This is a genomic window from Bacillota bacterium, from assembly GCA_013178305.1.
GTDB lineage: Bacteria > Bacillota > Sulfobacillia > JABLXB01 > JABLXB01 > JABLXB01.
In genome coordinates, this window is the sequence record JABLXB010000007.1 from 103,021 (window position 1) to 117,444 (window position 14,424).

General features: G+C 65.0%; 12 protein-coding genes. All 12 read left to right on the forward strand.

Annotation, left to right across the window (positions count from 1 at the left end; translation table 11 throughout):
• Nucleotides 1–12: 12 nt before the first annotated feature.
• The 12 genes from rplT (at nucleotide 13) to HPY55_13190 (ending at nucleotide 14,317) form a co-directional block, all read left to right on the forward strand.
• Nucleotides 13–372 (forward strand): 50S ribosomal protein L20, encoded by a 360-nt coding sequence (rplT, locus tag HPY55_13135; GenBank protein NPV71562.1) that lies wholly within the window; start codon nucleotides 13–15, stop codon nucleotides 370–372.
• A gap of 19 nt (nucleotides 373–391) precedes the next feature.
• Complete coding sequence (locus HPY55_13140; GenBank protein NPV71563.1) at nucleotides 392–1,042, forward strand: TrkA family potassium uptake protein; 651 nt, start codon at nucleotides 392–394, stop codon at nucleotides 1,040–1,042.
• A 57-nt stretch (nucleotides 1,043–1,099) separates the two neighbouring features.
• Nucleotides 1,100–2,419 carry a Trk family potassium uptake protein gene (locus tag HPY55_13145; protein ID NPV71564.1) on the forward strand — a complete coding sequence of 440 codons (1,320 nt, stop codon included), beginning with the start codon at nucleotides 1,100–1,102 and terminating at the stop codon, nucleotides 2,417–2,419.
• A 56-nt stretch (nucleotides 2,420–2,475) separates the two neighbouring features.
• Complete coding sequence (locus HPY55_13150) at nucleotides 2,476–3,129, forward strand: TrkA family potassium uptake protein (protein NPV71565.1); 654 nt, start codon at nucleotides 2,476–2,478, stop codon at nucleotides 3,127–3,129.
• Nucleotides 3,126–3,950, forward strand: coding sequence for an RNA methyltransferase (locus HPY55_13155; GenBank protein NPV71566.1), 825 nt, complete (start codon nucleotides 3,126–3,128; stop codon nucleotides 3,948–3,950). Before HPY55_13150 ends, HPY55_13155 begins: the two co-directional genes overlap by 4 nt.
• Nucleotides 3,951–4,453: 503 nt before the next feature.
• A complete protein-coding gene (gene pheS / locus HPY55_13160; GenBank protein ID NPV71567.1) occupies nucleotides 4,454–5,458 on the forward strand; it encodes a phenylalanine--tRNA ligase subunit alpha in 1,005 nt (334 codons plus the stop codon).
• Nucleotides 5,459–5,484: 26 nt separating this feature from the next.
• Nucleotides 5,485–7,923, forward strand: a complete 2,439-nt coding sequence (locus HPY55_13165) for a phenylalanine--tRNA ligase subunit beta (GenBank protein NPV71568.1) — start codon at nucleotides 5,485–5,487, stop codon at nucleotides 7,921–7,923.
• A gap of 33 nt (nucleotides 7,924–7,956) precedes the next feature.
• Complete coding sequence (gene polX / locus HPY55_13170) at nucleotides 7,957–9,666, forward strand: DNA polymerase/3'-5' exonuclease PolX (protein NPV71569.1); 1,710 nt, start codon at nucleotides 7,957–7,959, stop codon at nucleotides 9,664–9,666.
• 116 nt (nucleotides 9,667–9,782) lie between these two features.
• On the forward strand, nucleotides 9,783–10,409 hold the full coding sequence (locus HPY55_13175) for a DUF421 domain-containing protein (GenBank protein ID NPV71570.1): 627 nt from the start codon (nucleotides 9,783–9,785) through the stop codon (nucleotides 10,407–10,409).
• Nucleotides 10,410–10,425: 16 nt separating this feature from the next.
• On the forward strand, nucleotides 10,426–11,367 hold the full coding sequence (locus tag HPY55_13180; protein NPV71571.1) for a metalloenzyme: 942 nt from the start codon (nucleotides 10,426–10,428) through the stop codon (nucleotides 11,365–11,367).
• Nucleotides 11,364–11,888 carry a methylated-DNA--[protein]-cysteine S-methyltransferase gene (locus HPY55_13185; GenBank protein NPV71572.1) on the forward strand — a complete coding sequence of 175 codons (525 nt, stop codon included), beginning with the start codon at nucleotides 11,364–11,366 and terminating at the stop codon, nucleotides 11,886–11,888. The genes HPY55_13180 and HPY55_13185 overlap by 4 nt, the downstream gene beginning before the upstream one ends.
• 56 nt (nucleotides 11,889–11,944) lie before the next feature.
• The gene (locus tag HPY55_13190; GenBank protein NPV71573.1) at nucleotides 11,945–14,317 is read left to right on the forward strand and encodes an endonuclease MutS2; all 2,373 of its coding nucleotides are present in this window, start codon (nucleotides 11,945–11,947) and stop codon (nucleotides 14,315–14,317) included.
• Nucleotides 14,318–14,424 lie beyond the last annotated feature (107 nt).

The window sequence follows — 14,424 nt, forward strand, 5'->3', positions numbered from 1 at the left end:
GGTCGGGTTTTCATGGCACGCGTTAAGACCGGCGTCACCACCCGGAGACGCCACAAGAAGCTTCTAAAGCTCGCAAAAGGATACTGGGGCAGGAAGTCCAAGGTTTTCCGGATGGCGAACGAGACGGTCATGAAGGCGCTCTCGTACGCTCTGAGGGACAGGAGAGCCAAGAAGAGGGAGTTCAGGAGGCTCTGGATAGCGAGGATCAACGCCGCCGCGAGGAACGAGGGTATGTCGTATAGTCGCATGATGAACGGTCTTCGCAAGGCCGGCGTAGCGGTGAACCGGAAGATGCTCGCGGACCTGGCCGTAAGAGACTCCGATGCGTTCGTCAGGATGGTCGAGGTTGCGAGGCAGGGCCTGAAGGCCTGACTGAGGGAGGCCCCGGCTTGTGAAGCAGTATGTCGTGATCGGTCTCGGGCGCTTCGGCGGTGAGGTCGCCAGGGCGCTCGAGGCGAGCGGGAACGAAGTGCTCGGCATCGACAACGACCCGGCCAGGGTGCAGGCCCTGGGCGAATCCCTTACTCACGCGATCGTGGCCGACGGCGCCGACATAGAGGTGCTGAACCGGTTGGGGCTGAGAAACTTCGACTGCGCTGTCGTAAGCGTCGGCGCCAACCTGGAATCGAGCGTGCTGATCACGCTCAACCTCAAGGAACTCGGGATCAAGAAGGTCGTTGCGAAGGCGCACGGCGATCTCCATGGCAAGATCCTGGCCAAGGTGGGAGCGGACACCGTCGTGTTCCCCGAGAGGGAAATGGCCGCGAAGCTCGCCGAGAACCTTGTGGCTGACAACGTGCTCGACCTGATGGAACTGGGTTCCGAATGCGCCGTTGTCGAGATGATGGCCAGTGGCGACATGGTGGGCAAGACCCTCGAGCAGCTACGCCTTCGCCAGCGGTACGGGGTCAACGTGGTAGCGATCAAGCGGGATAACCAGGTTGACCTGGCCCCTCAGCCCGACAGGGTCATAGGCGAAAACGACGTCCTCGTAATCATAGGGCGTAACGCAAGTATCAGGAGTCTCGAGCACAGAGCGTAGGCTCAGGATATCGCACCGTGCGGAAGTGGGATAGTGATAAACCATTCGCAATGGAAGATGAGGCTGACACCCGCGCAGGTGCTGGCGCTCGGCTTCGCCGCGGTCATTCTCACCGGCAGCGTGCTGCTCATGTTGCCCTGGACGAGGGCCCCCGGCAAAATCACGCCGTATATCGACGCCCTGTTTACCTCGACGTCGGCGGTGTGCGTGACGGGCCTCGTCACCGTGGATACGGGGAGTCACTGGAGCGTGCCGGGACAGCTCATCATCCTGCTCTTGATCCAGGTGGGCGGGCTCGGTATCATGACGGTCTCCACGGCGTTCGCGTTCCTGATGGGGAAGCGGATTTCGCTTAGGGAGAGACTGTTGATCCAGGAGGCCACCGGGCTCACGCAGATAGCGGGCCTCGTCAGGCTGACGAGGGCGATACTGATCGCGACCCTCATAATAGAAGGCGCCGGCGCCGTGCTATTGGCGTCACGGTTCACGTTTGACATGGCGCCGGGCAGGGCCGTCTACTTCGGTATCTTCCACGCGATATCCGCGTTCTGCAACGCGGGGTTCGACCTTTTCGGGAGGAGCTTCATGACCTACGTGGGCGACTGGTTCGTCAACCTGGTCGTGACATCGCTCATCCTCATCGGCGGGATAGGGTTCAGCGTGGTCACCGAACTGTACTCGACCAAATTGGGACGGCGGGGCAGGCTGTCCCTGCACTCGCGGCTCGCGCTTAAGGTCACAGCGGCGTTGCTCGTCCTTGGCACCGTCCTGATATTCGCGTTCGAGTACCGTAACCCCGCCACGCTATCGCCGCTACCGCCTCACGCCAAGTTCCTCGCCTCCTATTTCCACTCGGTGACCCCGAGGACGGCGGGTTTCAACACGCTGCCAACGGGTAAGATGACCATCCCCGGGCTCCTCCTGACCATTGTGCTGATGTTTATCGGGGCATCTCCCGGTGGGACGGGCGGCGGGATAAAGACGACTACCTTTGCCACCATACTTGCCACGGTATGGGCGATAATGTCGGGAAAGCAGGACGTCGAGATCGGCGACAGGCGACTGACCCGGGACGTCGTGGACCGCAGCCTGGCAATAACGTTCATATCGCTGGGACTCGTGGTCCTGGTCACCACACTGTTGACGATCACGGAAAACGCCCTCTTTATTGAAATCCTGTTCGAGGCGACGTCCGCCTTCGGGACGGTGGGCCTCTCCACTGGCCTCACACCGTCACTATCTACTCTGGGGAAGGCCTTCGTCATTATCATGATGTTCGCGGGAAGGGTCGGCCCCCTCACGCTAGCGGTGGCCATCGCGCAGCGCGTGCACGCCGGCCAGGTCAGGCTGCCGGAGGACAAGGTGCTCGTTGGCTAGAAGTAGGGTAGAAGACCGCGTGCGGTGACGCAGGACGGCGCATGAATGGAGGGGTGATGGTGAAAGACTTCGCCGTGATAGGCCTGGGCAGGTTTGGGTCGTCCGTTGCGCGCAGCCTCCATTCACTGGGCCGCAGCGTGCTCGGGGTCGACAAGGACGAGGCGATCGTAAACGCCGCGTCCGAGTTCACTACCAAAGCAGTGCAGTGCGACGCCACCGACGAACAGAGCTTGAGGGCGCTCGGCCTGAGGAATGTGGACGTGGTCGTAGTGGCACTCGGCGACCTGCAGGCGAGCATCCTGGTAACCCTGTTCCTGAAGGAGATCGGCGTGCATAACGTTATTGCCAAGGCCGCCAACGAACACCACGGCAAGGTCCTCACGAAGATAGGCGCGGACCGGGTGGTGTTCCCGGAGCAGGAGATGGGAAAGCGAGTCGCTCACAACCTGGCGTCGAGCACCATACTCGACCTGATAGAACTGTCTCCGCAGTACAGCATCGTGGAACTCGCGGCCGGGAAGAGGCTCGTCGGCCGGAACCTCCAGGAGCTGGACCTCAGGAACCGGTATGGAATCAACGTGATAGGCATACGCCGCGGCAAAGACGTGAACCTCATGCCGAAGCGGGACGACGTAATCCTTCACGGCGACGTGCTGATCATCGTCGGCGAGAACGGCGCCATCAAGAACCTGGAAGACGAGAGTAGATGATCACGAGCGCGCGCAACGAGCGGGTGAAGTTCATCCGCGGCCTGTCGGAACCGCAGGTGAGGCGGCGCACGGCTTGCACGGTCGTAGAGGGCATACGGCTTGTGGAAGAAGCCCTGAAGTCGGGGGCCGGTTTTGTACTGGCTGCGTACGACGAGCGTATGCGGCGCTCGGAGCGGGGCGGCGCATTGCTCGACGCTCTCGGCGGGGCCGGCGTCGAGTTGCTGGAGGTTTCGGCGGACGTGCTGAAGAGCGTCGCCATGACCGAATCCCCGCAGGGGATCGTGGCGGCGATTAAAGTGCCTTTCGCGGACGCGGTCGCCGAGGTCCGGCGTTTGCCCGGCGCCCCGGGGGGCGCGGGCGAGGAGCCCATCACAGTGCTGTTGGACGGGGTGCAGGACCCCGGTAACGTGGGGACCATCATCCGGTCGGCCGACGCGTTCGGCGCCGCGCTGGTCGTGCTGGTCAACGACTGCGCCGACCCATACAACCCCAAGGCGCTCAGGGCGAGCATGGGATCGGTCTTCCACTTGAGTTGCCCCGTCGAGGAGCACGCCGGCCCGGCGCTCGACGCGCTGGCGGAAACGGGGTTCTCGCTGTACTACGGGGACGCCTCGTCGGCCGTCGCGGTCTATTCGGCGCGTCTCACCGGGCGAGCCGCACTGGCCGTGGGAAGCGAGGCCGCGGGGGTGTCCGGCGAGGTGCGAAGCCGGGGTACACCGGTATCAGTGCCAATTTACGGCAGGGCGGAGTCGCTCAACGCCGCAATGGCAATGACGGCAATGCTTTACGAGGCCCGCAGGCAGCGGGCTGTCGCCTTGTAACGCATTTTTCACTATGCTATAATCCTTTTTAGCACAAGCGTCTTGAGGCCTTCGAAAGGGCGTGCAAGATGATCATGAGCGCAGAGGTGTTCTGGAGGATCTTCGAGCTGACGGGCTGGGTTGAAGCGTACTTGATTTATCGCAGGTTGAACCTGAATTAGGCGGAGAGGCTAGGAAGGAGAGGAGTAGGCCGGAGGAGCCACCAAGGGAGGGGAATGCCGGGACTGGAAGCATCCCCGTGGCGGGACCGGTCGAAGTTCGCTCCGGAGCCGCAGGCTGAAGCAGAGTAGGCCGAGCCGGCGCCCACCGTTAAAAGGGCAGGGCACGAACCCGGGACGTGGCTCAGATCAAGACGGGGTGTGCCCGCGGAGTGGGGTGACAGGAGTCACCCAACCGGAGGTGGTACCACGGAGGCAAGGCTTTCGCCCTTGAGGCGAAAGCCTCTTTTTACTGAAGAGGGGGGTCCGGTGTTGGCTGGAGGACTCAAGCAGGAACTCCTGCGGATGGGGGAGGAGGCGCGCATCTCCATCCTGGAGGCTCAGACGCTCGAGGCCGTCGAGAGCCTGCGCATCAAGTATCTCGGGCGCAAGGGCGAGCTCACGCAGGCACTTCGCGGTATGGGGTCGGTGCCCGAGGCCGAGAGGCCGGAGGTTGGGCGCATCGCCAACGAGCTCCGGGACTCGATCGAGGAGAATCTGTCGGGGGCGAAGGCCGCCCTCGAGGCGGCCCAGATGGAGAAACGCCTTCGCGCGGAGGCCGTCGACGTGACGCTGCCCGGCATCCCGAGGACCATAGGGACCAAGCACGTGATTCAGCAGGTGATCGAGGAGATCGAGGCGATATTCGCGGGCCTTGGATTCGAGATCGAGGACGGCCCCGAGGTCGAGACCGACTGGTACAACTTCGTCGCGCTCAACTTCCCGAAGGACCACCCCGCGCGCGACATGCAGGCGACTTTCCACATCACCCCGGATATACTGCTCAGGACGCATACCTCGCCGGTGCAGGTCAGGGGCATGCTGAAGAGGAAGCCGCGACTCCCCCTCCGGCTTATAGTGCCGGGCCGCGTGTACCGGCGCGACCCGGCCGACGCGTCCCATTCCCCGGTGTTCACGCAGGTCGAGGGGCTGGCCGTCGACGAGGGCGTCAGCCTGGGCGACTTGAAGGGCACGCTGGCCGAGTTCGCGAGGCAGTTCTACGGCCCGGAGGCGAGGACGAGGTTCAGGCCGAGCTACTTCCCGTTCACCGAGCCCAGCGCGGAGGTGGACGTCTCGTGCACCGTCTGCCACGGCTCGGGCTGCAGGCTGTGCGGGGGGACGGGGTGGCTCGAGATACTCGGATCCGGCATGGTGCACCCGCGCGTCCTGGAGAACGGCGGATACGACCCCGAAAAGGTGACAGGGTTCGCGTTCGGCATGGGAGTCGAGAGGATCGCGCTGCTCAAGTACGGGATCGACGACATCCGCCTGTTCTACAGTGGGGACCTCAGGTTCCTCAAGCAATTCTAAGGCGGTACACGGGGAGGCTTTGAGACATGAGGGTATCTTTGATCTGGCTTCGGGAATACGTTGACATACCCTGGGACGCTCTCGAGCTCGCCGACCGCCTCACGATGGTTGGGGTCAAGGTGGAGAACGTCGACCGGCCGTGGGCCGGCGTCGCCGGCCTCGTGGCTGGGGTCATCGAGTCCGTCGAGCCCCATCCGGGCGCGGCCGGCTTGTTCGTTTGCCGCGTGAACGCCGGCAAGCGCGTCCTGGCGATAGTGAGCGGCGCCACCGGCCTCGCTCGCGGGCAGACCGTGGCCGTGGCTGCGCCCGGGGCTACCCTGCTGGAGGGGCTCCACATCGGAAAGGCGCAGTTCAAGGGGGTCGAGTCGGAGGGCATGCTCTGCTCGGCGACCGAGATACTGCTGGGCGCGCCGCACCTCGAGGGCGAGGGAATCCTCGGGCTGGAGGGCATATCCGCGGGCACGGACCTCGTCCGGGCGCTCGACCTCGATGACTACGTCCTCGAACTGGACCTGACACCGAATTACTCGCCGAGCCTCTCGATGCTGGGGGTCGCGCGCGAGGTCGCGGCGCTCGCGGGAGGACAGGTCAGAGTTCCACCCGCGGGGTACGCTTCAACCCACGCGGGGTCGTCCGCCCGCGACATCACGATAACGATCGTGGACCCCGACCTGTGCGGTCGGTACGCCGGCAAATTGGTATACGACGTGAAGATTGCGCATTCGCCGTTCTGGATGCAGCGCAGGCTAATCGCTGCCGGGCTGCGGCCGATCAACAACGTGGTGGACGTGACTAACTACGTGATGATGGAGTCCGGCCAGCCGCTTCACGCGTTCGATTACGACACCCTGAAGGGTTCGCGGATAGTCGTCAGGCGCGCAGGCGCGGGGGAGTCAATCGTCACGCTGGACGGGGCTACGCGCGAACTGACGGACAGGATGCTCGTGATCGCCGACGCCGAGCGGGCTGTGGGTATCGCGGGGGTCATGGGTGGACTGGACACCGAGGTAACACCGGCCACCCGGAAGGTGCTGCTCGAATCGGCGTACTTCCAGCCGCTCAACGTGCGCCGTACCGCCGCTGCGCTGGCGCTGCGGTCAGAGGCATCGCTGAGGTTTGAGAAGCAAGTCGACCCTGACGGACAGGTTTACGCCGCGGAGCGGGCCGCAAGGCTCCTGGAGGAGACCGGGGCGGGCATCCCGTCCCCCGACATCGTGGACTGCCACCCGGTCAAGGTGGAGCCAAAGACCGTGCGCGTGCGCACTGACAGGATCAGGACGATAGTCGGCGCACCCGTCACCGACGACCAGATCGCCGCGCTCCTGCGACGGTACGGGTTCGAGGTGGCTGCCCCCGGCGCGGGCGCTCTCCGGGTCACGGTGCCTACGCGGCGCGTCGACATATCCGAGGAGGTCGACATCAGCGAGGAAGTAGCGCGCCTGTATGGCTACGATAACATCGAGCCCACCATGCTGCGCGGGTCGCCGGCGGGCACGTCGCGGCCGGCCGCGCGGGCTTTCGCGGCCGTCGTGCGCGAAGCGATGCTCGGCTGCGGCCTCGACGAGGTGGCGACGTATTCGATCATCGACCCGCGGTCATTCGACCGCGTCAGACTACCGCAGTCCAGCCGGCTGCGCGTTGCCGCGCCGCTGGCCAAGCCACTCGTCGAGGAGCAGAGCATCATGAGGACGACTCTCCTCCCGGGCCTGCTCGAGGCGTTGAGGACCAACGCCTCACACCGGGTTCTCGACGCGAGGCTGTTCGAGATAGGCAGGGTGTTCCATCCGAAGACCGTGCCCCTTCAGGAACTCCCCGACGAGAACGAGCACCTCGGCGTGGCCGTCATGGGCCACTCGGGTCCGCCTCACTGGAGTGAGAGGCCGGCGGAGGTGGGATTCTTCTTTATCAAGGGCCTCCTGGAGGCGATGTTCGAGCGGGCCGGCGTTCGCGCCCGGTTCGAGCCTCTGAATGATGGGGCGCCTCCGGTGGCGGACATCGCGCACGCGATGCACCCGTACCGGCACGCGGCCATCGTGACGGAAGGCGGGATCGCCGGCATACTGGGCGAGGTCCACCCGGCGGTTGCCCAGGAATACGACCTGCCCCGCAGGGCGGCATTCGCCGAGGTCGACCTGACGCTCATCCTGTCGCTCGGGCGCGAGGAGAAGGTGTTCACGCCGCTCCCCAGGTTCCCGGCTATCGAGCGTGACGTCGCGGTGGTGGCCCCGGAGGTCATGCCTGTCGCCGAAATCCTGGACACCATCAGGCAGGCGGGCGGAGTCCTGCTCAAGGGTGTGACCCTGTTCGACCTGTACACCGGGGGCCAGATACCCGAAGGAAAGCGCAGCCTGGCGTTTTCGATCGTGTATCGCGCGGAGGACCGCACACTGACGGACGAGGAGGTCGACCGCGCCCAGGGCGATGTGCGTGAAGCGCTCGAATCGAAGGGACTCGTCCTGAGGTAGACACCGCGGTAGGCGGTCGCGGAGGTGACGCGGGTGAAGAACTTCGAGGTATCGCGTGTGCTCAACGAGATAGCGGACCTCACCGAGATCATCGGCGAGGAGGCGTTCAAGGCGAGGGCATACCGGCGCGCCTCGGAGTCCATCGCCAAGCTCCCGGGGGACATCCGCGACTTTGCCCGCGATGGGCGCCTCATGGAAATCCCCGGAGTCGGGAAGAACATCGCGGCCAAGATCGAGGAGTACCTGGCGACGGGGACCGTGCGCCACCTCGAGAAGCTTCGCGAGAAGGCGCCTCACACGATCCTCGAACTCCTCGAGGTGCCGGGCCTCGGGCCGAGGACGGCGTCGGTCCTGTTGAAGGATCTCAACATACGGGACCTGGCCGGGCTCGAAGCGGCGCTCTCGCAGGGGCGGCTCAAGGGTCTCACCGGGATAGGCGAGAAGAAGGAACAGGCCCTCAAGAAAGGCGTCGAGCAGGTCAGGCGCCGCGGAACGCGCAAACCGCTCGGCTTCATGTGGCCGGTTTCCGAGCAGATCGCGGACGCGCTGAGGGGCGTGGGCGGGGTTGAGCGCGTTGATGTGGCCGGGAGTATCAGGCGGCGCTGCGAGACGATCGGCGACATAGACCTGGTTGCCTCCACAACCGACCCCGCCGGGCTAATCGAATTGTTTACATCGCTTCCGGGCGTGACGGAGATCGTGGCCAGCGGGGACACGAAGGCGTCCGTCAAGATGGAGGACATCGGCCAGGTAGACCTGCTCGCCGTCGCTCCCGCGCAGTTCGTAACGGCGCTGCATCACTTCACGGGCTCGAAGGAGCACAATGTACGGATGCGGGGTATGGCGAAGGACAGGGGCCTCAAGATAAACGAATACGGTATCTTCGATGAAGAGGAACGCCCCCGCGGGGTCTCATCGGAAGCGGACATATACAGGATCTTCGATATGGACTACATCCCTCCGGAACTCAGGGAGGACACGGGCGAGGCCGAGGCCGCCCTGGAGCACCGGCTACCGGACCTGGTGGAGGCCGGCGACATCAAGGGAGACCTCCACGTGCACACGAGGTGGACCGACGGGACTGCGAGCATCATGGAGATGGCGCAGGCGGCGCGCGGACTCGGCCACGAGTACGTGGCGATATCCGATCACTCGAAGTCCCTGGGCGTGGCCGGGGGGCTCGATGAGGAGGAGCTCGCGCGGCAGGCTGAGGAGATAAGCGAGGTCAACGCGCGGCTCGACGGATTCAGGGTACTGGCGGGCATAGAGGTGGACATCGCCAGGAGCGGCGATCTCGACCTCGACGATAAGACGCTCTCCGGCCTCGACATCGTCACCGCCTCGGTTCACAGCGCGTTCCACATGGACGAGGAAGCGATGACCGCGCGAATAGAGAAGGCGATGAAGAGCCCCCACGTCGATGTCATCGGGCACCCCACGGGGAGGTTGATCGGCAGGCGCGAGCCGTACCAGGTAAACGTGGGGCGTCTCATCGACATGGCCGCGAAGACGGGAACGTTCCTCGAGATAAACGCGTCACCCGACAGGCTGGACCTTTCGGATTACTGGGCCAGGCAGGCGATAAAGGCGGGGTGCAGGCTGGTGATCAACACCGACGCCCACGCCACCACCTGCCTGCACGACACCAGGTATGGGGTAGCGGTGGCGCGCCGCGCCTGGGCCACGCGCCACGACATCCTGAACACCCTGCCTGTGGACGACCTGCTCGAGGCCATCCGCTGAGCCGGCGCCGTCAGCCGCTCCAGCCGGTCATTTAGGCTTGCGGCGCCCGCGGCATACTAGAGCAAGGCGCCCCGCGCTGGTGTTGCGCGGGGCCACTCCAGCGCCGGGGGGATCACGTGGAGGGCGAACAACTGCCGCTGTGGCTCGATCTTCTGATAGTCAGCTACAGGACCATAATCCTGTACATCGTCTCGCTCACGGTGGTGAGACTCGTCGGCAAACGGTCGATAGGGCAGATGGCCCCGTTCGACCTGGTTGTGATAATCATCATCGGGTCAGTGGCCGCGATTCCGATCGAGGAGAAGCGCATCAGGGTACTTGATGCCGCGTTGTCCATCGCGATCCTGGGGGCGCTCGAGTACACGGTGGCGACGCTCAACATGCGTTTCAGGAAACTCGAGAAGATCACGCAGGGCCAGTCCACCGTCCTGGTGCAGGACGGGCAGATACTGGAGGAGAACCTCAGGCGAGAAAAGATCACCCTCGCCGACCTCTACATCGGGCTCAGGCAGAAGGACACCGATGACATCCAGGACGTGCAGCTCGCGGTGCTGGAGCCCGACGGCAAGGTAAGCGTGATCAAAAAGAAGGAGAAGCAACCCGTTACCCCCGAAACAATCCAGGTGTTGACGTTGAACAGGCTGGACGCGCTCATGGTGCAGGGCATACACAGGGCGCGTGCCAGGGCGGACGACCTGTTTGAGGAGGTAGGGCGGCGGTCCAGGCTCAGGATGCCCCCGTAGGACCCCACCGGAATCCATGAAGGTTCTCCTGATATTCGTTGACGGCATGGGGATTGGCCCCGAGGACCCTTCGGTCAATCCCTTTCTTACTGCCGGCATCCCGTTTCTGCGCGGAATCTTCGGCCGCCGCGGGGGGCCGCCCGCGGGGGCGGCCGTGGTGTCGGGCGAGGTGGCGGCGGTCCCGCTCGACGCCACACTTGGCGTGCCGGGCCTGCCCCAGAGCGCTACCGGCCAGACCACGATCCTGACGGGGGAAAACGCCGCGGCCCTGGCGGGGCGCCACGTCAACGCGCACCCGACGCCCGAACTCGTCGCTGTGCTGGAGCGGTCCAGCATATACCGGCGCGTGCTCGCGGCGGGGAAGTCGGTCACGTTCATCAATGCCTACCGCGACGAGGCGTTCGACATGATGAAGGACGGCACTTACCCGGCATCGGTCAGCACGATGGCGGCGCTCCGGGCGGGCGTCAAGCTCAGGACGATAAAGGACCTGCTCGAAGGTCAGGCAGTCTACCACGACGTCACGTCCGGCATCCTGCGAGAACACGGTTACGACGTCCCGGAGGTGTCGCCGGAGGAGGCGGGCATACGCGCCGCGAGGATCGCGCTGGCGCACGACTTCTCGATGTTCGAGTTCTTCCTCACCGACATAACGGGCCACCGTGGCGAGATGCAGCGGGCGCGGCGCGTGCTCGAGAGGCTCGACGCGTTTCTCGGCGCGGCGCTGGGGGTCGCTGCAGCGAGACACCCGCGCGATCTTTGTGTTATTATCACGAGCGACCACGGTAATATCGAGGACCTGTCGACTCCGTCCCACACATGTAACCCCGTTCCGGGGATGTTCTTCGGGGCGCCACCGGGGGGCGGACTGTTCCGCATATTCGGTTTGAGGAGTATCTGCGACATCGCCGGCGCGGTAATGAGGCTGCTCGGTGTGCGGGAGGGGGCTGGCGTATGAGTCTGCAAGCGACGGTTTTCGAGACAGGCGCCGGATGGTGCGGCTTCGCGTGGTCCGCGGGAGGGCTGACCGCGTTCGGCTTGCCGATGCCTTCTGAGGCGGTATTGATTGAGGAAATGGCGCGGGCCGCGTTGAGGCCGGAGGACGGCATTCCCGCCCCGTGGAGGGGGCTGGTCACGGACGTCCGGAGGTACTTTGAGGGCAAGGAGCGGGTCGAGTTCTATTCGTACCCCGTGGACCTGACGGGGACAGGCCCGTTCGCCCGCAGGGTGTACGCCGTGATGCGCGGCATACCCTGGGGAGAGGTCCGCACCTACGGCGAGGTTGCCGCAGGGGCGGGGAACCCCCGCGCCGCGAGGGCCGCGGGGCAGGCCTGCGCGGACAATCCCGTCCCGCTGATCATTCCCTGCCACCGGGTGGTCGCGGCGGGCGGGATAGGTGGTTTCGGGGGGCGTCTCGAACTCAAACGCCTGCTGCTGGGCATTGAGGGCGTCAAGAGCTACGGGGAACGGAAGTGTTGACTTAGTTGGTTGATGAGAGGACTCTGAGAGTACTCGAATTCGATAAGATAGTCGCCATGCTGGCCGAGCGTGCGATCACGGATCGCGGCAGGCGGAAAGCGATGGACGTGGCGCCTTGCACAGAGCGCGGACAGGCGAGCCGCGCGCTGGCCGAGACTACGGAGGCGGCCGCGATACTCGAGACGAAATCGCCCCCACTACGCGGGATACGGGACATCGCGGCGGTTGTGAAGCGCTGCGAACTCGGCGGTACTGCCGGTCCTGGTGAGCTTGTGGACGTAGCTGCCACAGCTTCTGTCACATCCGATCTCAAGCGATTCCTGTCGCAGGTCACCCAGCCCGGGTCCCCGCTTCATTCGCGCGCGGCGCGGCTCTGCAACCTGAGAGACCTCTCGCTTTCGATAATGGAGTGCCTGACCGACGAGGCCGAGGTCAGGGACGACGCCTCGCCCGAACTCAAGCGCATACGCTCGCAGATGCGGAACCTCGCGGCGAAGGTGCGCGAGAGGCTCGATTCAATGACCAGGTCACCCGATATGGTGCGGCTCCTGCAGGAGCCCATAGTGACCCTCCGCGCGGGGCGGTACGTGATCCCCGTGAGGCAGGAGCACAAGGCGCTCGTCCCCGGCGTGGTCCACGACCAGTCCGCCAGCGGCGCGACGCTGTTCGTCGAGCCCATGGCCGTCGTGGAGATGAACAACGACATACGCCGGCTGGAGATGGCCGAGCGGGACGAGATCGAGCGGATCCTGCGCGACCTGTCGGCGAGGGTCTCCGAGCGCGCGGACGAACTGCTCGAGACGATCGAAGCGGCGGCGTGGATAGACTTCGCCTTCGCGAAAGGCCGCCTGAGCATCGACATGGAGGCCTCCGAGCCGGTGCTCGGGTCGGGGTGGGTGATCGACCTCAAGCGGGCAAGACACCCGCTCCTGCACGGGGATGTCGTGCCGGTGGACGTCCATCTGGGCAGGTCTTTCGACACCCTGGTGATCACGGGGCCGAACACCGGCGGCAAGACGGTTACCCTCAAGACGGTGGGGCTGCTGACCCTCATGGCTCATGCGGGGCTCCACCTGCCGGCCGGTTACGGGTCGGTGATATCGCTGTTCAACGGGGTTTTCTGCGACGTGGGCGACGAGCAGTCGATCGAGCAGAGCCTGAGCACGTTCAGTTCGCACATGTCGCACATCGTGGAGATCATCCGCAAGGCGGGGGAGGGGAGCCTGGTTCTCCTCGACGAGCTTGGGGCGGGTACCGACCCGGCTGAGGGCTCGGCCCTTGCTATGGCCATCCTCGAGCACCTTCACTCGGCCGGGGCGAGGACTATCGCCACCACACACTACAGTGAACTGAAGTCGTTCGCGTTCACCCGGGACAGGGTCGAGAACGCCTCGGTCGAGTTCGACGTGGAGACGCTGAGGCCGACGTACAGGTTGACGATCGGTCTGCCGGGACGCAGCAACGCGTTCGAGATAGCCGCGAGGCTCGGCTTGGACGGGTCGATCATCGACAAGGCCCGCGGTTTCGTCGGGCGCGAGGGCCTCCGGGTGGAGGACATGATCGCCGAGATCGAGCGCGTCAAGCGGGCGGCCGAGGAGGACCAGCGCGCGGCGGAGGCGGCGAGGCGCGCGGTCGTGAAGCTCAAAGAAGAGTACTCGCGCAGGCTGCAGGACCTGCGAACGCGGGAGAACGCCATACTACAGAAGGCCCAGGCCGACGCGCTCGCCGTGGTGCAGAAGGCCAAGGCGCGCGCTCGCGAGGCTATGGACCGGTTGAAGGAGGCGGAGCGGATCTCCTCCCGCGAGAGAGAGGCGCTCGTGCAGCAGGCGCGCGACGCGCTGAGGGAGGCTGCCCAGGAGGCCAGGGCCCCGGGCGGCCTCGATGACGCCCTCGACGGCGCGCCGGGTACCGGGACCACCGCGCCGTACGACGGTCCGTCACTCGATTCGGTCAAGCCGGGAGACAGCGTGTTTGTCAGGAGCATCGGACAGGTTGGCCGTGTTCTGGACAAACCGGGACCATCTGGGGACGTGCTGGTACAGATCGGTATCTTAAAGATTCAGGTAAATGTCCACGACCTGGTTGCGGCGCCCGGCGCGGAGCCCGGCGCCGCGCCCGGGGAAACGCTCCCCGCTCAGCGCAGCGCCGATGGAATCGTGCGGGTAATGAGCGACAAGGCCAGGGAGGTGTCCCCGGAGATAGACCTCCGCGGGATGACGGTTGACGAGGCGCTCATGGCGGTAGACAAGTATCTCGATGACGCGCTCCTCGGCGGGGTCCCGCAGGTGAGGATAATTCACGGCAAGGGCACCGGAGCGTTGAGGAGCGCCGTGCGGGAGTTTCTCCGGCACCATCCCCACGTGGCGTCTTTTCGTTTCGGCGCGCAGGGGGAGGGCGGTGACGGGGTAAGCGTGGCTTCGCTGAAGTAGGCTCCGAGGGGCTGGACGGGGAGGCGCCAGGCAAATGTGCCCTCCCCGTTTCATTCGGGCACTCTGGATACCACGTTCTGCGCGGAGAACAATACCTGGCAGCAAGA